Consider the following 16,576-nt stretch of genomic DNA (forward strand, 5'->3'; position numbering starts at 1 on the left):
TGCGCTGCAGCCAGGGCGTTGGTGCGCAGGCGACAGCCCGGCTGGCGCGTGTTGACAAAGCGCGCCCAACTCCGCTGCGCCGTCATGGTCTGAGCTGTTCGACGGTTCCAGTGATCAGGAGGATGCATGAGTCGGTTCGAACAGGCAGGTCTGGAGGCACAAGGGCGCGACGTCACCCGCGCGGTTCAGGGTGGCAAGCGGGCGACGCGGTTGTCGTTCTTCATCGCCGGTTTCGCCCTGTCCTGCTGGGCGCCGCTGGTGCCTTTCGTGCAGACACGGATCGAGGCCGACGCAGCGACCCTGGGCAACATTCTGTTGTGCCTGGGGCTGGGCGCGGTGATCGGCATGCCGGCCTCGGGGGCCTGTTGTGCACGGGTAGGCGCCAAGCCGGTGATTCTGGCCGGCGCGCTGTGTCTGTTGCTGATCCTGCCGCTGCTTTCGGTGTTGTCCACGCCCATGGCCTTGGGCGTATGCCTGCTGGTGTTCGGCGCCGCGCTGGGCGCCATCGACGTGGCCGCCAACATTCATGGCATGGCGGTGCAGGACGCCGCGGGCGTACCGTTGATGTCCGGGTTCCATGGCCTGTACAGCGTCGGCAGCCTGGTTGGCGCGGGCAGCATGGCCGCCTTGATCGCCAGTGGCGTGAGCCTGGGCGCCTCGACCTTGAGCGCTGCGGCGGTGGTGCTGGCCTGTCTTGTCGCGGCGGCATCGGGGTTCGTACGCACCCCTGCCAGCGAAGGCGGCATGTCGCTGGTCCTGCCCAGGGGCATCGTGCTGATGCTGGGCGTGCTGGTGCTGATCTGCTTTCTCAGCGAAGGCGCCATGCTGGACTGGGGGGCGGTGCTGTTGACTCAGGAGAAGGGCGTCGATGTCTCGCTCGCCGGGGTCGGCTACGCCGTGTTTGCCCTGGCCATGACGGTGATCCGGCTGGTGGGCGATCGACTGGTCGGGCGTTTCGGCGAGCTTCGAACGCTGGTGGTGGGGTTTGCCGGCACGGCCACGGGTGTGGCGATCACGGCCTTTTCCGGCAACCTGATCGGCGTGCTGCTGGGCCTGTTCGTCGCCGGCCTGGCAGTGGGGAACGTGGTGCCTGCGTTGTTCACCCTGGTGGGCCGCCAACAGATGATGCCCGTGCAGCCGGCGGTGGCTGCCGTCAGCATCTGCGGTTATCTCGGGGTGCTGCTCGGGCCTGCATTGATCGGCTATGTCGCCCACTGGACCGGCCTGGTCGAGGCGTTCTATGGCGTGGTGGCGCTGCTCCTGCTGGCCCTGTGCGGCGTGCCGTGGCTGCGCACGCTGGCCCTGTCGAAGCCGTGAAGGCGCGGTGGACCGTCCTGCCCTGACGGTCCACCGGCCGATCCCGGTCACGGTGTGTACAGCTGGCCCAGCGTCTGGCTCAAGGTGCGATACAGCATCGTCTCATCGGCCACGCGGGTCTCCAGCAACAGCTGGGCAGCGCGCTGGTAGATCGCGCTTTCCTGGGGAATGCGTCCGGAAACCAGGTTCACGCTCTGCACGACACCCGCCTGTCGCCAGGTCAGCCCTGGCACCGCCGGGAAGGCCTGCTCCAGCGCGGCGATGTAAGGTTCCGGCACAGGCGGGCCTTCGTAGCGGCCAGTACCGGCACCTGCCTCGCTGAGCTGGTCGAAGTACGCCGAAGCCCCTTCCCAGCGTTGACTGAACGCCACGAACTGCTGGGGGTACAGCCGACGCAACCAGGCTTGCCAGAAGCGCTGTGTCGCGGCCCATTCGGCCACCCGCTCGCCGGATGCCAGCTCCCGCACCGTATTGGCCAGGCGCTGAAGCGTCGGGTGGCTCAGCCGGGCCAGGTAGCCGAAGCTCATCTCCGCGGGCTGAGGTGGCAGGCGCAGCGGCTCACGCAATTGCAGGCGGGCGTACAGCGCCATTTCCAGCTCGTCGAGCAGATAGTTCGGCTCGCTCAGCGCCGCATCGTCCAGATCGTCCAAGGGATGCAGGGGCGGCGCGGCCTCCCGGCCCGCTGCATCCGTGGCATCCGCCAGCGCTCGCCGGCGGTTCAGGCGTGCCTGGTAGAGCGCGCCGACCTGTTCTTCGAGCAGCCGTTGTCGGTACAGGGCTCCGGCGCTGTCGATCGCGGTCTGCTCGTGGCTCGCGCCGGGCTGCGCGTGGCGGACCACCTCCCAGGTCGTGACCTCGGTCTCGATGTCCTGGAACAGGAGGCTGGCCTGGTCGACACAGGCCTGTCCGGCATCGTGCAGCCGTTCGTTAATCTCCTGGTGCAGCTGCGCCAGCCCCCAGGCCGGTGTGGCGTCGGCCTGGGCGTCGGTGGACAGCACCTGCACCACGTGTGCCATGCGGGTCCGCAAGGCGGCCGGATTGTGCTGGTAGTCGCCTGTGTGCGACACCCGATCGAACAGCCCGTACAAGGGTTGCCAGTGGGCATCGGTCAGGGTGTGTGCCACGTGCTCGCGCAGCGGCTCCGGCCAGTCGGCATGCCAGTCGCCGAACGCCGGTGCCTCGGTCTGCGCTTCCAGCCCGGCGTCGTTCAGCAGGATCTGCGCCTGCTCGCTCCAGGGGTTGGGGCCCAGCGACACGAAGACATCAGGGTCGTGGGCGCGTATGGCTTCGGCGAAGGCCGTGTGCGCCAGCGGCGGCACATCGGTCAGACCATTGTGCCCCAGGTCCAGCGCGCGAAGCACCAGTGGCCGCTGATCCAGTAGACCGAGCAGGCCAGGCGGCCAGTCGACGATGCCGGTGTGCTCCAGATCCAGTTGGCGCAGGCGTGTCCAGCCAGTCAGGTCTGGCGGCAGGTCGAGCGGGTTTTCGTACAGCGACAGGCGTATCAAGCGATTGAGGCCGGCCAGTGCCTGACGGGTAGGCGGGTCGAGGGTGATCTGGTTTTGGCCCAGGTGCAGTTCCTCGAGCGCAGGCCATTGTTGCAGGGCCTGGAAATGGGCCGGACCGAACGCCAGCTCGTTGACATCGGCCAGCAGCACACGCAAGGCGGGCAATTGACCCAGGCGCTGCAGCGTGGTGAACGACAGGTCCGAGAGGGCATCGGTAAGCCCCAGGTTTCGCAGTGCCTGCAGGCGCAGGATGATCGACAGGTTGTGCTCGTCGTCGAGCGTCAGATTGTTCTCCGCCAGGTTCAGGCTCTCGAGGTTGTGCAGCTCACCTAGTCGCGCCGGCAGCAGCGTGAGAGAGTTGTCGCTCAGGTCGAGCACCCGGAGCTGGGGGAAGGCGTGCAGAAAATCGTTCAGGCGGGCCGTGGTCGCATCGCTCAGGCCGTTCAGCTCCAGGCTCCGCACCGACGGCAGCGGATCGGGCAGGATGGGCAAGGTATCGACGTAGCGCGCATTGATGTGCAGCTCGATGTGCTGCAATGAACCGGCTCCGTGGCTGGGCGACTCGCGTCGCCAGGCACGCCGGATGTGCTGGGCGACGCTGTCACGTGCGGCCCGCTGTTCGGGCTGGCGTTCCGGCGTGACGCCTGCCTCGTCCGAGACCCAGGTCTGCAGGGCTTCGTCCAGGCGCTGGTATTCGCCTTGCAATCGCAGCATCAGCTGAGCGAAGGCGCCTGCCTGGGGCCCGGCTTCCCATCGCAGAAGCGTTCTCAGCACGCTGCGATCGAGGCCAGGGGCTGGCGGAAATACCTGATCGAATAGCTCGTCGCCGGTCTGCCAGTTGTGCGCGCCGCGGCCGCTGAGCGCATAGCCGATCCCCTGAGTCCCTGGCCACCTGCCGGGCAGGCGGTACCAGGGGCGGACCTGTGCCATGCCCAGGTCCAGTGCGCTGCGCTCGCGGTCGAGGGCCACCTGATCGAACAACTGGTCACGCAGTGCCTCCGTGTCGTGGATCTGCAGGGCCAGGGCTTCGCGCTCGCTGTCTGGCAGGGCACACAGCAGCGCCTGGAAGACAGTGGTCGGGCTGCTCAGGGCGTTGCCCTGCTCGTCGAGCGGTTGGTACTGCGTGTCGAGCCGCAGGAGGGTCTTGGTCGGGCCAGAGGAGGGAGCCGTCGCCGCGACGACCTGCTCGCCTTGCATCACCCGCAGGTGAACGGTCGCGCGCCAGCCGGGCAGGCGCTGGAGCGCCGCAATGATCAGCGTGTCGCGATCGGACGACACGGCGGCCAGGTGAAAGTCCCTCAGCGCCCGGTTCAACCGACCTTCGCGCAGGTACAGACGCGCCGCTTCGGCCATGGCCAAGGGTACGCGCTGGGTGCCCTGCAGGCGCACCACGTCGGCCGGTGTCGCCTGCGCCAGAAGGTCGTGACGCGCACGCCGGGTCAGGCCAGGAAACACCCGCGCCAGTGGGCCTTCCTCGGCGCGCGGCAGGGGGGCGGGCAGACGTGCGCCGAACGCTTCGAGGCTGTCGAGCAGCAGGGCAGGCAGGGGTTGATGATCGACGACGGCCTGGCGCAGGCTTTCCACGGAGTAACCACTGCACCGCAGGGCATTCAACCGAGCCGAGGTCGTCAGGTCGGCGGGCGATGGTGCGACCCTGTTCAGCAGTCGGGTGGCGTCCCAGCCCAGCGGACGTTCGTGCTGCAGCAGCCAGTACCCCTCGAGGTGCTGGCGTAGCGCAGGTTGGTGGCCGCGCCCGTTCAAGGGGATCAGGCGCCAACTTCCGTCAGGAGCGGGCTTGATCGCACAGGGGTGGCCGTCGAGGTCGATCCATTGCCTGCCTTGCCACTGAACGGGCATCTGCGACAGCGCAGGCGCCTGTCGTGGCCAACCGCCTGGGCGCGTGAACGGCTCCAGGCTGCCATGCCAGAGTCTGGCCGACGAGGCTTCGCCGATCGGGATCCAGTCATGCAGCACACCCAGGGGTTCGACATAGGTCGCCGCAGCGCCCAGGGCCGCCATCTGCGCCAGGTTCTCGAAGACGTCGAACAGGTGCGACAGCGCTGCGTCGACATCACGATCGTTGGCTGCCTCGATCCCCTCGAGGAACTCATCGACCAGCTGTGCGCCGCCGACCACCAGCATCGTTTCGCCCAGCCCGGGCACCAGCAGCGCAGCCAGGTTCAGCACCGTCAGCCCAATGCCCAGCCAGCGCTCGATCAGCGCCCACTGGGCGTCGGCGTCGCGCTGGGCCACTGGCACCGCGATGCGGGTCGCGTCCAGGATCATGCCTTCCACCTGGGTGCGCGCCCTGGCCTCGAAGCAATCCCTAGGCCAGGGCGTCAGGTGCATCGGCAAGCGTGCGTTCTTGTCCAGCGTGGCCTGGTAGACAGCGGTCGGCGCGGGAAACAGCCGTTTCATCCAGCCGATGCGTTGGCCGGGTTCCAGCACCGGTGGGTGCGCGTAGACCTGATCGAAGGGGTAATACGGATACAGCGTCGCCTGCAGGCGCTCGGCGAAACGGGCCCGTTCGACGTGCAGCACGTAGCGGCTGAAGAACTCGCGCTCTTGAGGTTGCCACATCAGGCGCGTCAATGCCTTGGCGGCTGCCTGGAGGGAGGCATACTGGCGCAGTTGCAGGCGTGGATGGCCGGGCAGGTAGAGCAGGCAGGGTTCGACGCTCCCTTTGGGCTCCAGCGAAATCAGCAAGGGGCCGCGCAACGAGATTCCGGCCAGCGTCAGGCGGTTGCAACACAGCGCGCGCTGCGTGCCATCCGCCTGTGGCACGCTGGAAGCGCCTGCCAGCAGGGCTTCTGCCAGGGCCGTGGCAGGTTCGTCCAGGCGCTGCTGCAGGGTCGCCAGTGCGACTTCGGCGGCGAACGCGGTGTGGTCCTGTTGGCGCAGCAGGGCGCGAAAGGCATCGTTATCGACGATGCCCGTCAGATGGTCCTTATAGCGTTGGCCCAAGTCCAGGTTGCGCAGGCCCAGAACGAAGCGACGGGTATCGAGTGTCAGGGGCTCGCTGGTCTGCGCGCTTGCATAGAGCGTGAGACGTGCATCCGCCTCGACATTCTGCAGGGCCGTTTCGAGCCAGGAGCTGGCGTACTTCCGCTCATGATGCCAGACCCGGCCGATGTCCACGGCCGGTAGCGTCGCCGCGGGAAACCAGCGTGCGAGCGCCTCCTGCAACAAGGGGCGACAGAAGGCATCGATGTCTTGCAACGATCGCAGCGCGGTCGCAACCGCCCGGGTCGCCCGGTGGCTGGCGATGATGCGCTCGCGCAGTCGATGACGTTGGGCAGGCGTGGCCGATTGCAGCCAGGTGGGAACGCGCTGCTCGATGAGCGCAAGGTGCGAGGTACTCCCCATGTCGGATGCTCCTTGAAAAAGAAGCGTCGAGCCTAAGGGGCAGGGTGCGCATGAGCGGACGACGTATCTACCACGTCGGCCAGGGCCGGCAAGAGCCGGCCCGGCTCGGGAACGTCAGGCGTGCAGCGTTTCGGCCGCGTACAGCGTGTTTTCCAGCAGGCACGCGCGGGTCATCGGGCCGACACCGCCTGGGACCGGGGTGATCCAGCCGGCGCGCGGCAGGGCCGTGTCGTAGACCACGTCGCCCACCAGGCGGCCATCGGCCTGGCGGTTGATGCCCACGTCGATGACGATGGCGCCTTCCTTGATCCATTCACCCTTGACCAGGCCCGGCTTGCCGGCGGCCACGACCACCAGGTCGGCACGGCCGACGTGCCCTGCCAGATCCTGGGTGAAGCGGTGCGCGACCGTCACGGTGCAGCCGGCCAGCAGCAGCTCCATGGCCATGGGACGACCCACGATGTTCGACGCCCCGACCACCACGGCGTCCATGCCGTACAGGTTCTGGCCGGTGCTTTCCAGCAGCGTCATGATGCCCTTGGGCGTGCAGGGGCGCAGCAGTGGGATGCGTTGCGCCAGGCGGCCGACGTTGTAAGGGTGGAAGCCATCCACGTCCTTGTCCGGGCGAATCCGCTCGAGCAGCAGGGAGGCGTCCAGGTGTTCGGGCAGCGGCAATTGCAGAAGAATGCCGTCGACCTCCGGATCATCGTTCAGGCGATCGATGAGATCGGTCAGCGTCTGCTGGGTGGTGGCGCTCGGCAGATCGTAGGCTTGCGAGAGAAAGCCCACTTCCTCGCAATCCTTGCGCTTGTGCGAGACATAGACTTGCGAGGCGGGGTCGGAACCGACCAGGATCACTGCCAGGCCCGGTACGCGCAGGCCTTGTTGGCGACGCTCTTCGACACGGAGGGCGATCTGCTGGCGCAAGCTGGCGGCGATCGCCTTGCCATCGATTAGGTGTGCAGTCATAGACGGGTGATTAACCATCGAGAAAGGAACATGAAAGAATGCGCATTCTCGCATGCCCAAGCCCGAGGGCAAAGGCAGATGGTCGTGCAAATCCCCTAAGCCCTTCAAACGGCTAAATTTTTTTTAAAAAAGTGTTGACGCCTCAGCGGGTCGTCTATAACATTCGTCGCACTTGTCGGGCAGGGCCTAGCACTGGCTAGCAAGGTCGGGCAGAATGAGCGGATTTTTAGCTCGTTCGGTACGGACTGAAAGTTGATTTGCAATCGTATCAGAAAGCAGATTGAATAAGCGCCCGTAGCTCAGCTGGATAGAGCATCCGCCTTCTAAGCGGATGGTCGCAGGTTCGAGTCCTGCCGGGTGCGCCATCAGGCAGCTTGGGCAAGGTTCATAGCAGTACCGCAATATGGTGGGCGTAGCTCAGTTGGTAGAGCGCTGGATTGTGATTCCAGTTGTCGTGGGTTCGATTCCCATCGTCCACCCCATATTCAAGAAAAGGCGCCTGATTGTATGATCCGGCGCCTTTGCTTTAAGTGCTTCACGCGGACGTGGTGGAATTGGTAGACACACTGGATTTAGGTTCCAGCGGCGCAAGCTGTAAGAGTTCGAGTCTCTTCGTCCGCACCATGTAAGTGCCTGTTTTCAAAGGAGTTTTTCCCACCAATTCGCGAATTGGGAACAAAATGGGAACACTTTGGGAATTTCAGGCAAAAAAAGGCAGCCCGTCGAGGCTGTCTTTTTTCGTTCAAATGCCCCTCAAGGCTGCCCTGAATCATTTTTCCACCTGACCCTTGCATTCCCGTGCGGGCAGTGGCAGCATTTCCCCATTCCTAGAGATCCGCCCCTGGCGCCTCTAGCAAGCAACCGGCCCCGAGCCGGTTTTTTTGTGCCTGCAAAACACCGCTGCTCTCTCGTTTCCCGCAATCCCCATGCACAAACCTGCCTCGACACTGCCGCGCCCAACAGGTCCGTTGCAGTGTCTGGCCCTATGCGCCCACGCTTCATCTCTTCCAAGGTTGCACACCATGCTCAACGATTACCGTTGTGGCCATTGCGGCCGCCTGCTCGCCCGTGTGGGCGAGTTCACCGAGTTCCAGATCAAGTGTTCGCGCTGCCGGACCTTGAATCATGCAAAGGCCTCGAGCCTTAAGCCAGCGCCCCCGAGCGCAGCTGGAGCAGCGCGACTGCCCCTGACCACTCATCACTCCGAGGTAACACCCCATGGCTAATTCCAGCACCGGTCTCAACACCCTGACCAACATTCCCCTGTTGGGGATCAACCTGGGCTCCCACGCCAACGCGCGGCAGATCGTGCCGGGCGAGGCGGGTACCCATTACTTCTGGCCGACCCGCGACACCGTCAGGCTGTGGGTCAAGCAGCGCGGCGTGCGGCTGATCCGCTTCCCGTTCGAAGTGCAGCGGGCCATCAACCTGTCCCACGAGGGCCTGCCTGGGCAAGGCGCCAGCCTGGACACCACCTTCGTCAGCAAATGGAAAGAACTGCTGGGCTGGATTCGTGAGGATTCCAACGGCGAGGCGAAGATCATCCCGGACCCTCACCACTACATGCGCCTGATGCGCTACGAGACGGCCAATGGTGCACTGACCGGCCGCCTGTTGCCGGCCAACCAGGCGGGTAATCAGGGCAATCGGTGGAAGGCCACCGAGCCGGTCCTGATCAACGACAGCAACAGCATCAGTGGCGCGGCCTGGTCTGCGGTGCACCTGGCCAACTTCCACCAGAAGCTGGTACAGGCGTGCGACGATCCGATGGTGGTGGGTTGGGGATTGGGTAATGAGCCCTACGCTGAGACTCGCCCAGGAGCCACTGACTACATCACGGTAGAGGACATGAAAACGCTGTACATCAACACCATGAACATCGTGTTGAAGAACCTGCGCAACAGCTCGCGCAAGCCCGTGTTCATCTGCGGTCTGCAATACGCCAGCGCGCGAAACTGGGAGAAATACTCCGGTGACCTGCAGGCGCGCATCGTCGATCCGGCCAATGCCATCGTGTGGGAGGTACACGGTTATGGTGATGTCAATAACAGCTCCAGTGGCGCTTATGAAGGCGACAACACGAAGATCGAAGCCAACGTGTTCACCGAAAAAGTGTTCGGCCCGATGTTCACCTATGCCAGCGACCACAACATGGCGCTGTTCATCGGTGAGGTGGGTATCCCAAGCACCGACGCAGGTCGTACGGCCCTGAAGAACCTGCTGGAGGTGCTCAAGGTGCAGAAGGTGCCTGCCACGCTGTGGATCACCGGTCCCGGCTCGGATACCGAGAAGATGAGCCTCGAGCGGGCCGATCAGGCGGCGACGGTTGCCCTGGTCACGCCGTACTTCTCCCAGCGCTTGAGCCACTGGAACTACTCGGCCTCGTAACGGAGTAGGCGGAACACCCTGATCAGGGGTGTTCCGCCCGCTGATCAGACGTGCATCATCGATCCCTTTGCCGAGCACACCCGCGTCGAGGCGGCGTGTGCTGGGTAAAGGCATCGACGCGGCTTGCTAGCGCGTGGAAGGAGCCGCCTTGTCGGGGTCCGGCAGCCCGGCAAAGCGCTCGGACAGCCAGGCGTGCAGGCGCGTCACCGTGGGCGAGAGCTGCTTGCGGTGCGGGCAGACCAGGCTCAAGGGCAGGGCGGGCCCCGGATGGTCCGGCATGAGCAGCACCAGGCGCCCAGCCAGTACATCGTCGCTGACGTCCAGCCAGGACTTGTAGGTGATGCCTTCACCGGCGACGGCCCAGCGCCGGGCGACGTCGGCATCGTCGCTCAGTAAGGTCCCGCCGACCTGCACCGTTTCCGTACCCAACCGCCACTTGTCGTAGAGGCGGCCCTGCTGCATGTACAGCAGGCACTGGTGGTCGCGCAAATCCTCAGGCGCCTGCGGCTGCCCGCAGCGCGCCAGGTAACGCGGGGAGGCCACCAGCACCTTGCGATTGCGCGGTGCCAGGGGCAGTGCGACGTAGGAGGCATCGACGTCCAGGCCATAGCGAATGGCGATGTCCACGGGATCGCGGAACAGGTCTACAAGCTGGTCCGACAGCAGGAACCGGAGATGCAGCAGGGGGTGTTCGCGGCGAAAGTCCGTGAGCCAGGGCAGCAGCAGGTTGCGTCCCAAGTCGGAGGGCGCGGACAGTTGCAGGGTGCCTTGCAGTTGTGCCGGATCGCGACGCAGGTCGTCGCGCCCACGCTGGAGGGCTTCGAGCGCCGTCAGGGCAGAAGGCAGGTACTGCTCGCCCTCGGCGGTCAGGCGCAGGCTGCGGGTGGTGCGGGCGAACAAGCGTACATCCAGTTCGCGCTCCAGGCGCTTGACCGCTTCGGCTGCCTGGCCAGGCAGCAGTCCAGCCTCCAGCGCCGCTGCCGTGAAGCTGCCGAGCGCAGCGCTGCGGACGAAGATTTCCAGGTCGTTGAAGCGGATCATTGTCATTCCCGGTGTGAAAGTGTTTGCGCCTCTGGCGCCTGTTTGATGGGCGCCCTGGCGGTCATACTGCGTGGGTCAATCACATCACATTCAGCGACGAGTGCCTATGAAAGCCATCAGTTTCACCCAGCACGGCCTGCCCATCGAAGACCCCGACGCTCTGCAGGACACCACGCTGCCCATGCCGACACCTGGCCCACGCGATGTGCTGGTCGAAGTGAGCGCGGTCGCGGTCAATCCGGTGGACACCAAGGTGCGGGCCGGTACTTTCACTCAAGAGCCAAAAATACTGGGTTGGGACGCAGCGGGCATCGTGCGTGAAGTCGGCGCCCAGGTGACCCTGTTCAAGCCGGGCGATGCCGTCTACTACGCCGGCTCGATCGCGCGTCCCGGCAGCTACAGCCAGTACCATGTGGTCGACGAGCGCATCGTCGGGCATCAGCCCCGCACGCTCGGCGCCGCTGAAGCCGCCGCGTTGCCGTTGACCTCGATCACCGCGTGGGAACTGCTGTTCGACCGCCTGGGCGTGGCCGAAGGCGGCGGGGAAGGGGATGTCCTGCTGATCATGGGCGCCGGTGGTGGTGTCGGCTCGATGCTGGTGCAGCTGGCCCGACAGCTGACCCAGCTGACGGTCGTCGGAACGGCATCGCGCGCGCAGACCACCGAGTGGGTCCGCGAGCTGGGCGCCCATCACGTGATCGACCATGGCCAACCCCTGCTGCCGCAATTGCAGGCGCTGGGCATCGAGCACGTCAGTCACGTCGCCAGCCTGACGCACACCGACCACTACCTGCCGCAACTGATCGAGGTGCTGCGCCCCCAGGGCCGGCTCGCGGTGATCGACGACCCGCAGGTCCTGGACGTCATGCCGCTCAAGCGCAAATCGCTGTCGCTGCATTGGGAATTGATGTTCACCCGCTCGCTGTTCGAGACGCCGGACATGATCCAGCAGCATCACCTGCTCGAGCGCGTGGCACAACTGATCGATCAGGGTATCCTGCGCACGACGCTGGGCGAGCACTTCGGTGCCATCAATGCCGCCAACATGCGCCGTGCCCATGCGGTGCTGGAAAGCGGCAAGGCCCGCGGCAAGCTCGTGCTCGAAGGTTTCTGAGCCTGGGTGCAGGCCTGGCCGGGGCGCTCAGTCCCGTCAGGCCGCACCTTGCCCGGTTCACAGGATTGAAGGAGTCTGCATGACCGAACACACCCCACCCATCGTGCTGCTGGCCACGCTCACGGCCAAGGCCGGGCAGGCCGATGCCCTCAAGGCAGCCTTGCTGGCGCTGGTCGAGCCGACCCGCGCCGAGCCCGGCAATCTGGATTACATGCTGTTCGAACGGCAAGATGCGCCAGGTTGTTTCTACATGCGTGAAGCCTTCGCGCACCAGGAGGCGTTCGACGCGCATGCGGCCTCCGAGCATTTCCAGCAGTTTCTTGCGCACAGCGAGGCCTTGCTGGCGGAACCGCCGCATCTGGTATTCCTGAATCCGGTGTCGTCATCGGTCGACGCGCAGCCATGACGGTGGCGTACAGATCGATGCAACCTGCATGTGCGAGGCTATTTCCATGACGTTTCTCGTCGTTCTCCTGGCAGCCCTGGCCTTCGCTCTGGTGTGGTGGGGGCTTGCCGCCTCCCTGCGCCGTTCTGGGCGCGGGTTCGTCAGGCGCCATGTCATGGGTTGCCTGGCGGGCTGGATGGTGGCGTTCCTGGTGCTTGGCGTGGCCAGCCACCTGGGTGTGCTGGTGCTCGAGCCGCCGACCGTCGAAGCGCCTGGCACCGAGGCGCCTTGACGTGGGATGACGGTCGTGTGACCTGCCCCTTGCCAGCGGACTGGAAACTGATAGATTCCGACCGTCCGAAAACACCGGCCGTCGTGCCAGCCCAAGGGGAGTCACATGAACATCACGCAAGACAGCAAGGCCTTGGCACTGCATCGCTTCGCCGAGGCCCATCCTCAGTTGCGCGAGGAAATTGCCCAGCTCGATGCCGAAGAGCAGGCTCAGCAGATCGAATGGGCCTTCGAGGACGCGGCGGCCGATCAAGGGCTGGAACCGTGGGAGCTGACCCTGCAACTGATCGCCGAATCGCCCGAGCACCTGCAGGCCTTGCGCCTGAGCGTGCACCGTGAGGTGGCCGACGCCCTGGGGGTCGATTGGGAGAGCTATTGCGAGGCCAACGACCTGGATCCGACGGCGCCCTGATAAGGAGGGGCGTGCGCTCGACGGTATCCGCGCCTTGTGTCGGCGGCCTGGGCAAGGATCACGTGCCATGCGTCAGTCTTGCCTTCCCGCCGCGCTGTCCCGCCTGGCCGGGTTCGAGCCAGGTTTGGAAAATGGCTTCCCATGCGTTTCCTGTCGTTTCGGATGGGGTGACTTCTGGTTCGCGAGTCACTAGAATGCCTGCCCTTGATTCTGGAGTCGGGCTATCGCCGGCTAACGTCTGTGCAACGAGGAATATCCATGCAAGTTTCTGTTGAAAACACTTCTGCGCTCGAGCGCCGCATGACCATCGGCGTGCCTGCCGAGCGCATCGAGACCGAAGTCAACAAGCGTCTGCAGCAGACTGCCCGTCGCGCCAAGGTGCCTGGCTTCCGTCCAGGCAAGGTGCCGATGAGCGTGATTCGTCAGCGTTACGAAGAGGCCGCGCGCCAGGAAGCCCTGGGCGACCTGATCCAGGCCACCTTCTACGAAGCCGTGGTCGAGCAGAAGCTCAACCCCGCCGGCGCACCTGCCGTCGAGCCCAAGGTCTTCGAGAAAGGCAAGGACCTGGAATACATCGCCACCTTCGAAGTGTTCCCAGAGTTCACCGTCGCCGGTTTCGACACCATCAAGGTCGAGCGCCTCGAGGCCGACGTGGCTGACGCTGACCTGGACAACATGCTCGAAGTGCTGCGCAAGCAGAACGTGCGTTTCGAAGCGGTCGAGCGCGAAGCACAGAACGAAGACCAGCTGAACATCGATTTCGTCGGCAAGGTCGACGGTGAAGCCTTCGCCGGTGGTTCGGCCACCGGCACCCAGCTGGTGCTGGGTTCGGGCCGCATGATCCCAGGCTTCGAAGACGGTCTGGTCGGCGCCAAGGCCGGTGAAGAGCGCGTGCTGAACGTGACCTTCCCCGAGGACTACCAGAACCTCGACCTGGCCGGCAAGGCTGCCGAGTTCACCGTCAAGGTCAACAGCGTTTCCGCACCTCAGCTGCCTGAGTTGAACGAAGACTTCTTCGCCCAGTTCGGCATCAAGGAATCGACGCTGGAAGGCTTCCGCGCCGAAGTCCGCAAGAACATGGAGCGCGAGCTGCGCCAGGCGATCAAGACCAAGGTCAAGAACCAGGTCATGGACGGCTTGCTGGCCGCCAACCCGGTCGACGTGCCGAAAGCGCTGCTGGAGAACGAAGTCAACCGTCTGCGCGTACAGGCCGTTCAACAGTTCGGTGGCAACATCAAGCCCGAGCAGCTGCCGGCCGAACTGTTCGAAGAGCAGGCCAAGCGTCGTGTGGTCCTGGGCCTGATCGTCGCCGAAGTGGTCAAGCAGTTCGAGCTCAAGCCTGACGACGCTCGCGTGCGCGCCATGATCGAAGAGATGGCGTCGGCCTACCAGGAGCCAGAACAAGTCATCGCCTGGTACTACAAGAACGACCAGCAGATGAACGAAGTCCGCTCGGTTGTGCTTGAAGAGCAAGTTGTAGATACTGTCCTGCAGAAAGCTACTGTGACCGACAAGTCGGTCTCGTACGAGGAAGCCGTCAAGCCAGCACAGGCACCTGCCGACGCTGAGTGATCGTCTTTTTCGTAGGAAGTCCACACAAGCCAGCCTTCGCGCTGGCTTGTGTGTTTTCAAGCCATGACTATTTGGGAGCGAGCGCAGGACATGTCCCGCAATTCTTACATTCAGCAGAGTTCTGACATCCAGGCCGCCGGCGGCCTGGTCCCGATGGTTGTCGAGCAATCCGCTCGTGGCGAGCGCGCCTACGACATCTACTCGCGCCTGTTGAAGGAGCGAGTGATCTTCCTGGTCGGCCCGGTCGAAGACTACATGGCCAACCTGGTAGTGGCGCAGTTGCTGTTCCTTGAGGCGGAAAATCCGGACAAGGATATCCATCTGTACATCAACTCGCCGGGTGGTTCGGTGACCGCAGGCATGTCGATCTACGACACCATGCAGTTCATCAAGCCCGACGTCTCCACGATCTGCATCGGTCAGGCGTGCAGCATGGGCGCCTTCCTGCTGGCGGCCGGTGCCAAGGGCAAGCGTCACTGCCTGCCCAACTCGCGTGTGATGATTCACCAGCCCCTGGGCGGTTTCCAGGGTCAGGCCACCGACATCGAGATCCATGCCCAGGAGATCCTCTCGATCAAGGCGCGTCTGAACGAGCTGCTGGCCTACCACACCGGGCAGGACCTGGAGACCATCAAGCGTGACACCGAGCGTGACAATTTCATGAGCGCTCAGCGCGCTGCCGAGTACGGCCTGGTCGACTCGGTCTACGACAAGCGACTGCTGGCGTCCTGATCCCGGACGTCGGAGCGGGCAGGCGGTCCCCCCGCCTGCCTGCGGACTTGAAAAAGCCCGCAATTGCCTTCATCTTGTGTTGCAAGCCTACCGGATTGGATCGATCGAATGACTGACACCCGTAACGGCGAGGACAACGGCAAATTGCTCTACTGCTCCTTCTGCGGCAAAAGCCAGCACGAAGTGCGCAAACTGATTGCCGGGCCCTCGGTATTTATCTGCGACGAGTGCGTCGACCTGTGCAATGACATCATCCGCGAGGAGGTGCAGGAAGCCCAGGCCGAGAGCAGCGCGCATAAATTGCCTTCGCCGAAAGAAATCAGCTCCATCCTGGACCAGTACGTCATTGGTCAGGAGCGAGCGAAGAAGGTGCTTGCCGTAGCGGTGTACAACCACTACAAGCGCCTGAACCAGCGCGACAAGAAAGGTGACGAGGTCGAACTCGGCAAGAGCAACATCCTGCTCGTGGGGCCTACCGGCTCGGGCAAGACACTGCTGGCCGAAACCCTCGCACGCCTGCTGAACGTGCCGTTCACCATCGCCGACGCCACGACCCTGACCGAAGCGGGCTACGTGGGCGAAGACGTCGAGAACATCATCCAGAAGCTGCTGCAGAAGTGTGACTACGACGTAGAGAAGGCCCAGATGGGTATCGTCTACATCGACGAGATCGACAAGATCTCGCGCAAGTCGGACAACCCGTCCATCACCCGCGACGTGTCCGGTGAAGGCGTGCAGCAGGCGCTGTTGAAGCTGATCGAAGGTACCGTGGCCTCCGTACCTCCACAAGGTGGGCGCAAGCACCCGCAGCAGGAATTCCTGCAGGTCGACACGCGCAACATCCTGTTCATCTGTGGCGGTGCGTTCTCGGGCCTGGAGAAAGTCGTCCAGAACCGCTCCACCAAAGGTGGCATCGGCTTTGGCGCTGACGTGCGCAGCAAGGAAGAGGGCAAGAAGGTCGGCGAATCGCTGCGTCAGGTCGAGCCTGATGACCTGGTGAAGTTCGGCCTGATTCCGGAGTTCGTGGGCCGTCTGCCGGTTCTGGCCACGCTCGACGAGCTCGACGAGGCTGCATTGATGCAGATCCTCACCGAGCCGAAGAATGCGCTGACCAAGCAGTACGCCAAGCTGTTCGAAATGGAAAGCGTCGACCTGGAGTTCCGCAGCGATGCGCTCAAGGCTGTCGCACGCAAGGCCCTGGAGCGCAAGACGGGTGCTCGTGGTCTGCGTTCGATCCTGGAAGGCATCCTGCTCGACACCATGTACGAGATTCCTTCGCAGAAGGACGTCAGCAAGGTGGTCATCGACGAGAGCGTCATCGATGGCACGTCGCAGCCGCTGCTGATCTACGAGAACAGCGAAGCGCCTGCCAAGGCCGCACCGGACGCCTGAGTTCGTTGCATGCAGTGACAAAAAAGGGGCCCTCGGGCCCCTTTCTGCATTTCCTGACCAGAATGCTTGTAATTTTGCAGGGCTACCCC

11 protein-coding genes and 3 tRNA genes are annotated in these 16,576 nt (G+C 64.2%); 11 read left to right on the top strand and 3 right to left on the bottom strand.

The features are described 5' to 3' along the window. Positions 1 to 126: 126 nt before the first annotated feature. The gene (locus APT63_06295; protein AMA45270.1) at positions 127 to 1,317 is read left to right on the top strand and encodes a hypothetical protein; all 1,191 of its coding nucleotides are present in this window, start codon (positions 127 to 129) and stop codon (positions 1,315 to 1,317) included. Between the two features lie 47 nt (positions 1,318 to 1,364). Here APT63_06295 and APT63_06300 read toward each other — a convergent pair whose 3' ends face one another. Beyond that, entirely contained in the window at positions 1,365 to 6,191 is a 4,827-nt protein-coding gene (locus APT63_06300; GenBank protein AMA45271.1) for a hypothetical protein, read from the bottom strand. Between the two features lie 114 nt (positions 6,192 to 6,305). Further along, a complete protein-coding gene (locus tag APT63_06305; protein AMA45272.1) occupies positions 6,306 to 7,160 on the bottom strand; it encodes a bifunctional methylenetetrahydrofolate dehydrogenase/methenyltetrahydrofolate cyclohydrolase in 855 nt (284 codons plus the stop codon). 288 nt (positions 7,161 to 7,448) lie between these two features. On the opposite strand from APT63_06305, the gene APT63_06310 reads away from it, so the two are divergent. The 4 genes from APT63_06310 to APT63_06325 all read left to right on the top strand — a co-directional run bounded on the left by APT63_06310 (position 7,449) and on the right by APT63_06325 (position 9,548). Further along, positions 7,449 to 7,525: transfer RNA gene (locus APT63_06310), tRNA-Arg, on the top strand. Between the two features lie 41 nt (positions 7,526 to 7,566). Beyond that, a tRNA-His gene (locus APT63_06315) sits at positions 7,567 to 7,642 on the top strand. Positions 7,643 to 7,699: 57 nt separating this feature from the next. Further along, positions 7,700 to 7,784: transfer RNA gene (locus APT63_06320), tRNA-Leu, on the top strand. A 594-nt stretch (positions 7,785 to 8,378) separates the two neighbouring features. Beyond that, positions 8,379 to 9,548 (top strand): glycoside hydrolase, encoded by a 1,170-nt coding sequence (locus tag APT63_06325; GenBank protein ID AMA45273.1) that lies wholly within the window; start codon positions 8,379 to 8,381, stop codon positions 9,546 to 9,548. 126 nt (positions 9,549 to 9,674) lie between these two features. On the opposite strand, the gene APT63_06330 is transcribed toward APT63_06325, so the two are convergent. Continuing rightward, positions 9,675 to 10,589, bottom strand: a complete 915-nt coding sequence (locus tag APT63_06330; GenBank protein AMA45274.1) for a LysR family transcriptional regulator — start codon at positions 10,587 to 10,589, stop codon at positions 9,675 to 9,677. Between the two features lie 106 nt (positions 10,590 to 10,695). Between APT63_06330 and APT63_06335 the strand changes: the two genes are divergently transcribed. The 6 genes from APT63_06335 to APT63_06360 all read left to right on the top strand — a co-directional run bounded on the left by APT63_06335 (position 10,696) and on the right by APT63_06360 (position 16,487). Beyond that, positions 10,696 to 11,703 (top strand): NADPH:quinone reductase, encoded by a 1,008-nt coding sequence (locus APT63_06335; protein AMA45275.1) that lies wholly within the window; start codon positions 10,696 to 10,698, stop codon positions 11,701 to 11,703. 79 nt (positions 11,704 to 11,782) lie between these two features. Beyond that, positions 11,783 to 12,109: an antibiotic biosynthesis monooxygenase gene (locus APT63_06340; GenBank protein AMA45276.1), complete on the top strand. Its 327-nt coding sequence runs from the start codon at positions 11,783 to 11,785 to the stop codon at positions 12,107 to 12,109. Positions 12,110 to 12,485: 376 nt separating this feature from the next. After that, on the top strand, positions 12,486 to 12,791 hold the full coding sequence (locus APT63_06345; GenBank protein AMA45277.1) for a hypothetical protein: 306 nt from the start codon (positions 12,486 to 12,488) through the stop codon (positions 12,789 to 12,791). A gap of 258 nt (positions 12,792 to 13,049) precedes the next feature. Next, entirely contained in the window at positions 13,050 to 14,363 is a 1,314-nt protein-coding gene (locus tag APT63_06350; protein AMA45278.1) for a trigger factor, read from the top strand. A 90-nt stretch (positions 14,364 to 14,453) separates the two neighbouring features. Continuing rightward, positions 14,454 to 15,095 (top strand): ATP-dependent Clp protease proteolytic subunit, encoded by a 642-nt coding sequence (locus APT63_06355; protein AMA45279.1) that lies wholly within the window; start codon positions 14,454 to 14,456, stop codon positions 15,093 to 15,095. A 108-nt stretch (positions 15,096 to 15,203) separates the two neighbouring features. Then, on the top strand, positions 15,204 to 16,487 hold the full coding sequence (locus tag APT63_06360) for an ATP-dependent Clp protease ATP-binding subunit ClpX (GenBank protein AMA45280.1): 1,284 nt from the start codon (positions 15,204 to 15,206) through the stop codon (positions 16,485 to 16,487). The last annotated feature ends 89 nt before the right edge of the window (positions 16,488 to 16,576 follow it).

The sequence above is a fragment of the Pseudomonas monteilii genome, assembly GCA_001534745.1.
GTDB classification, from domain to species: Bacteria; Pseudomonadota; Gammaproteobacteria; order Pseudomonadales; family Pseudomonadaceae; genus Aquipseudomonas; species Aquipseudomonas alabamensis.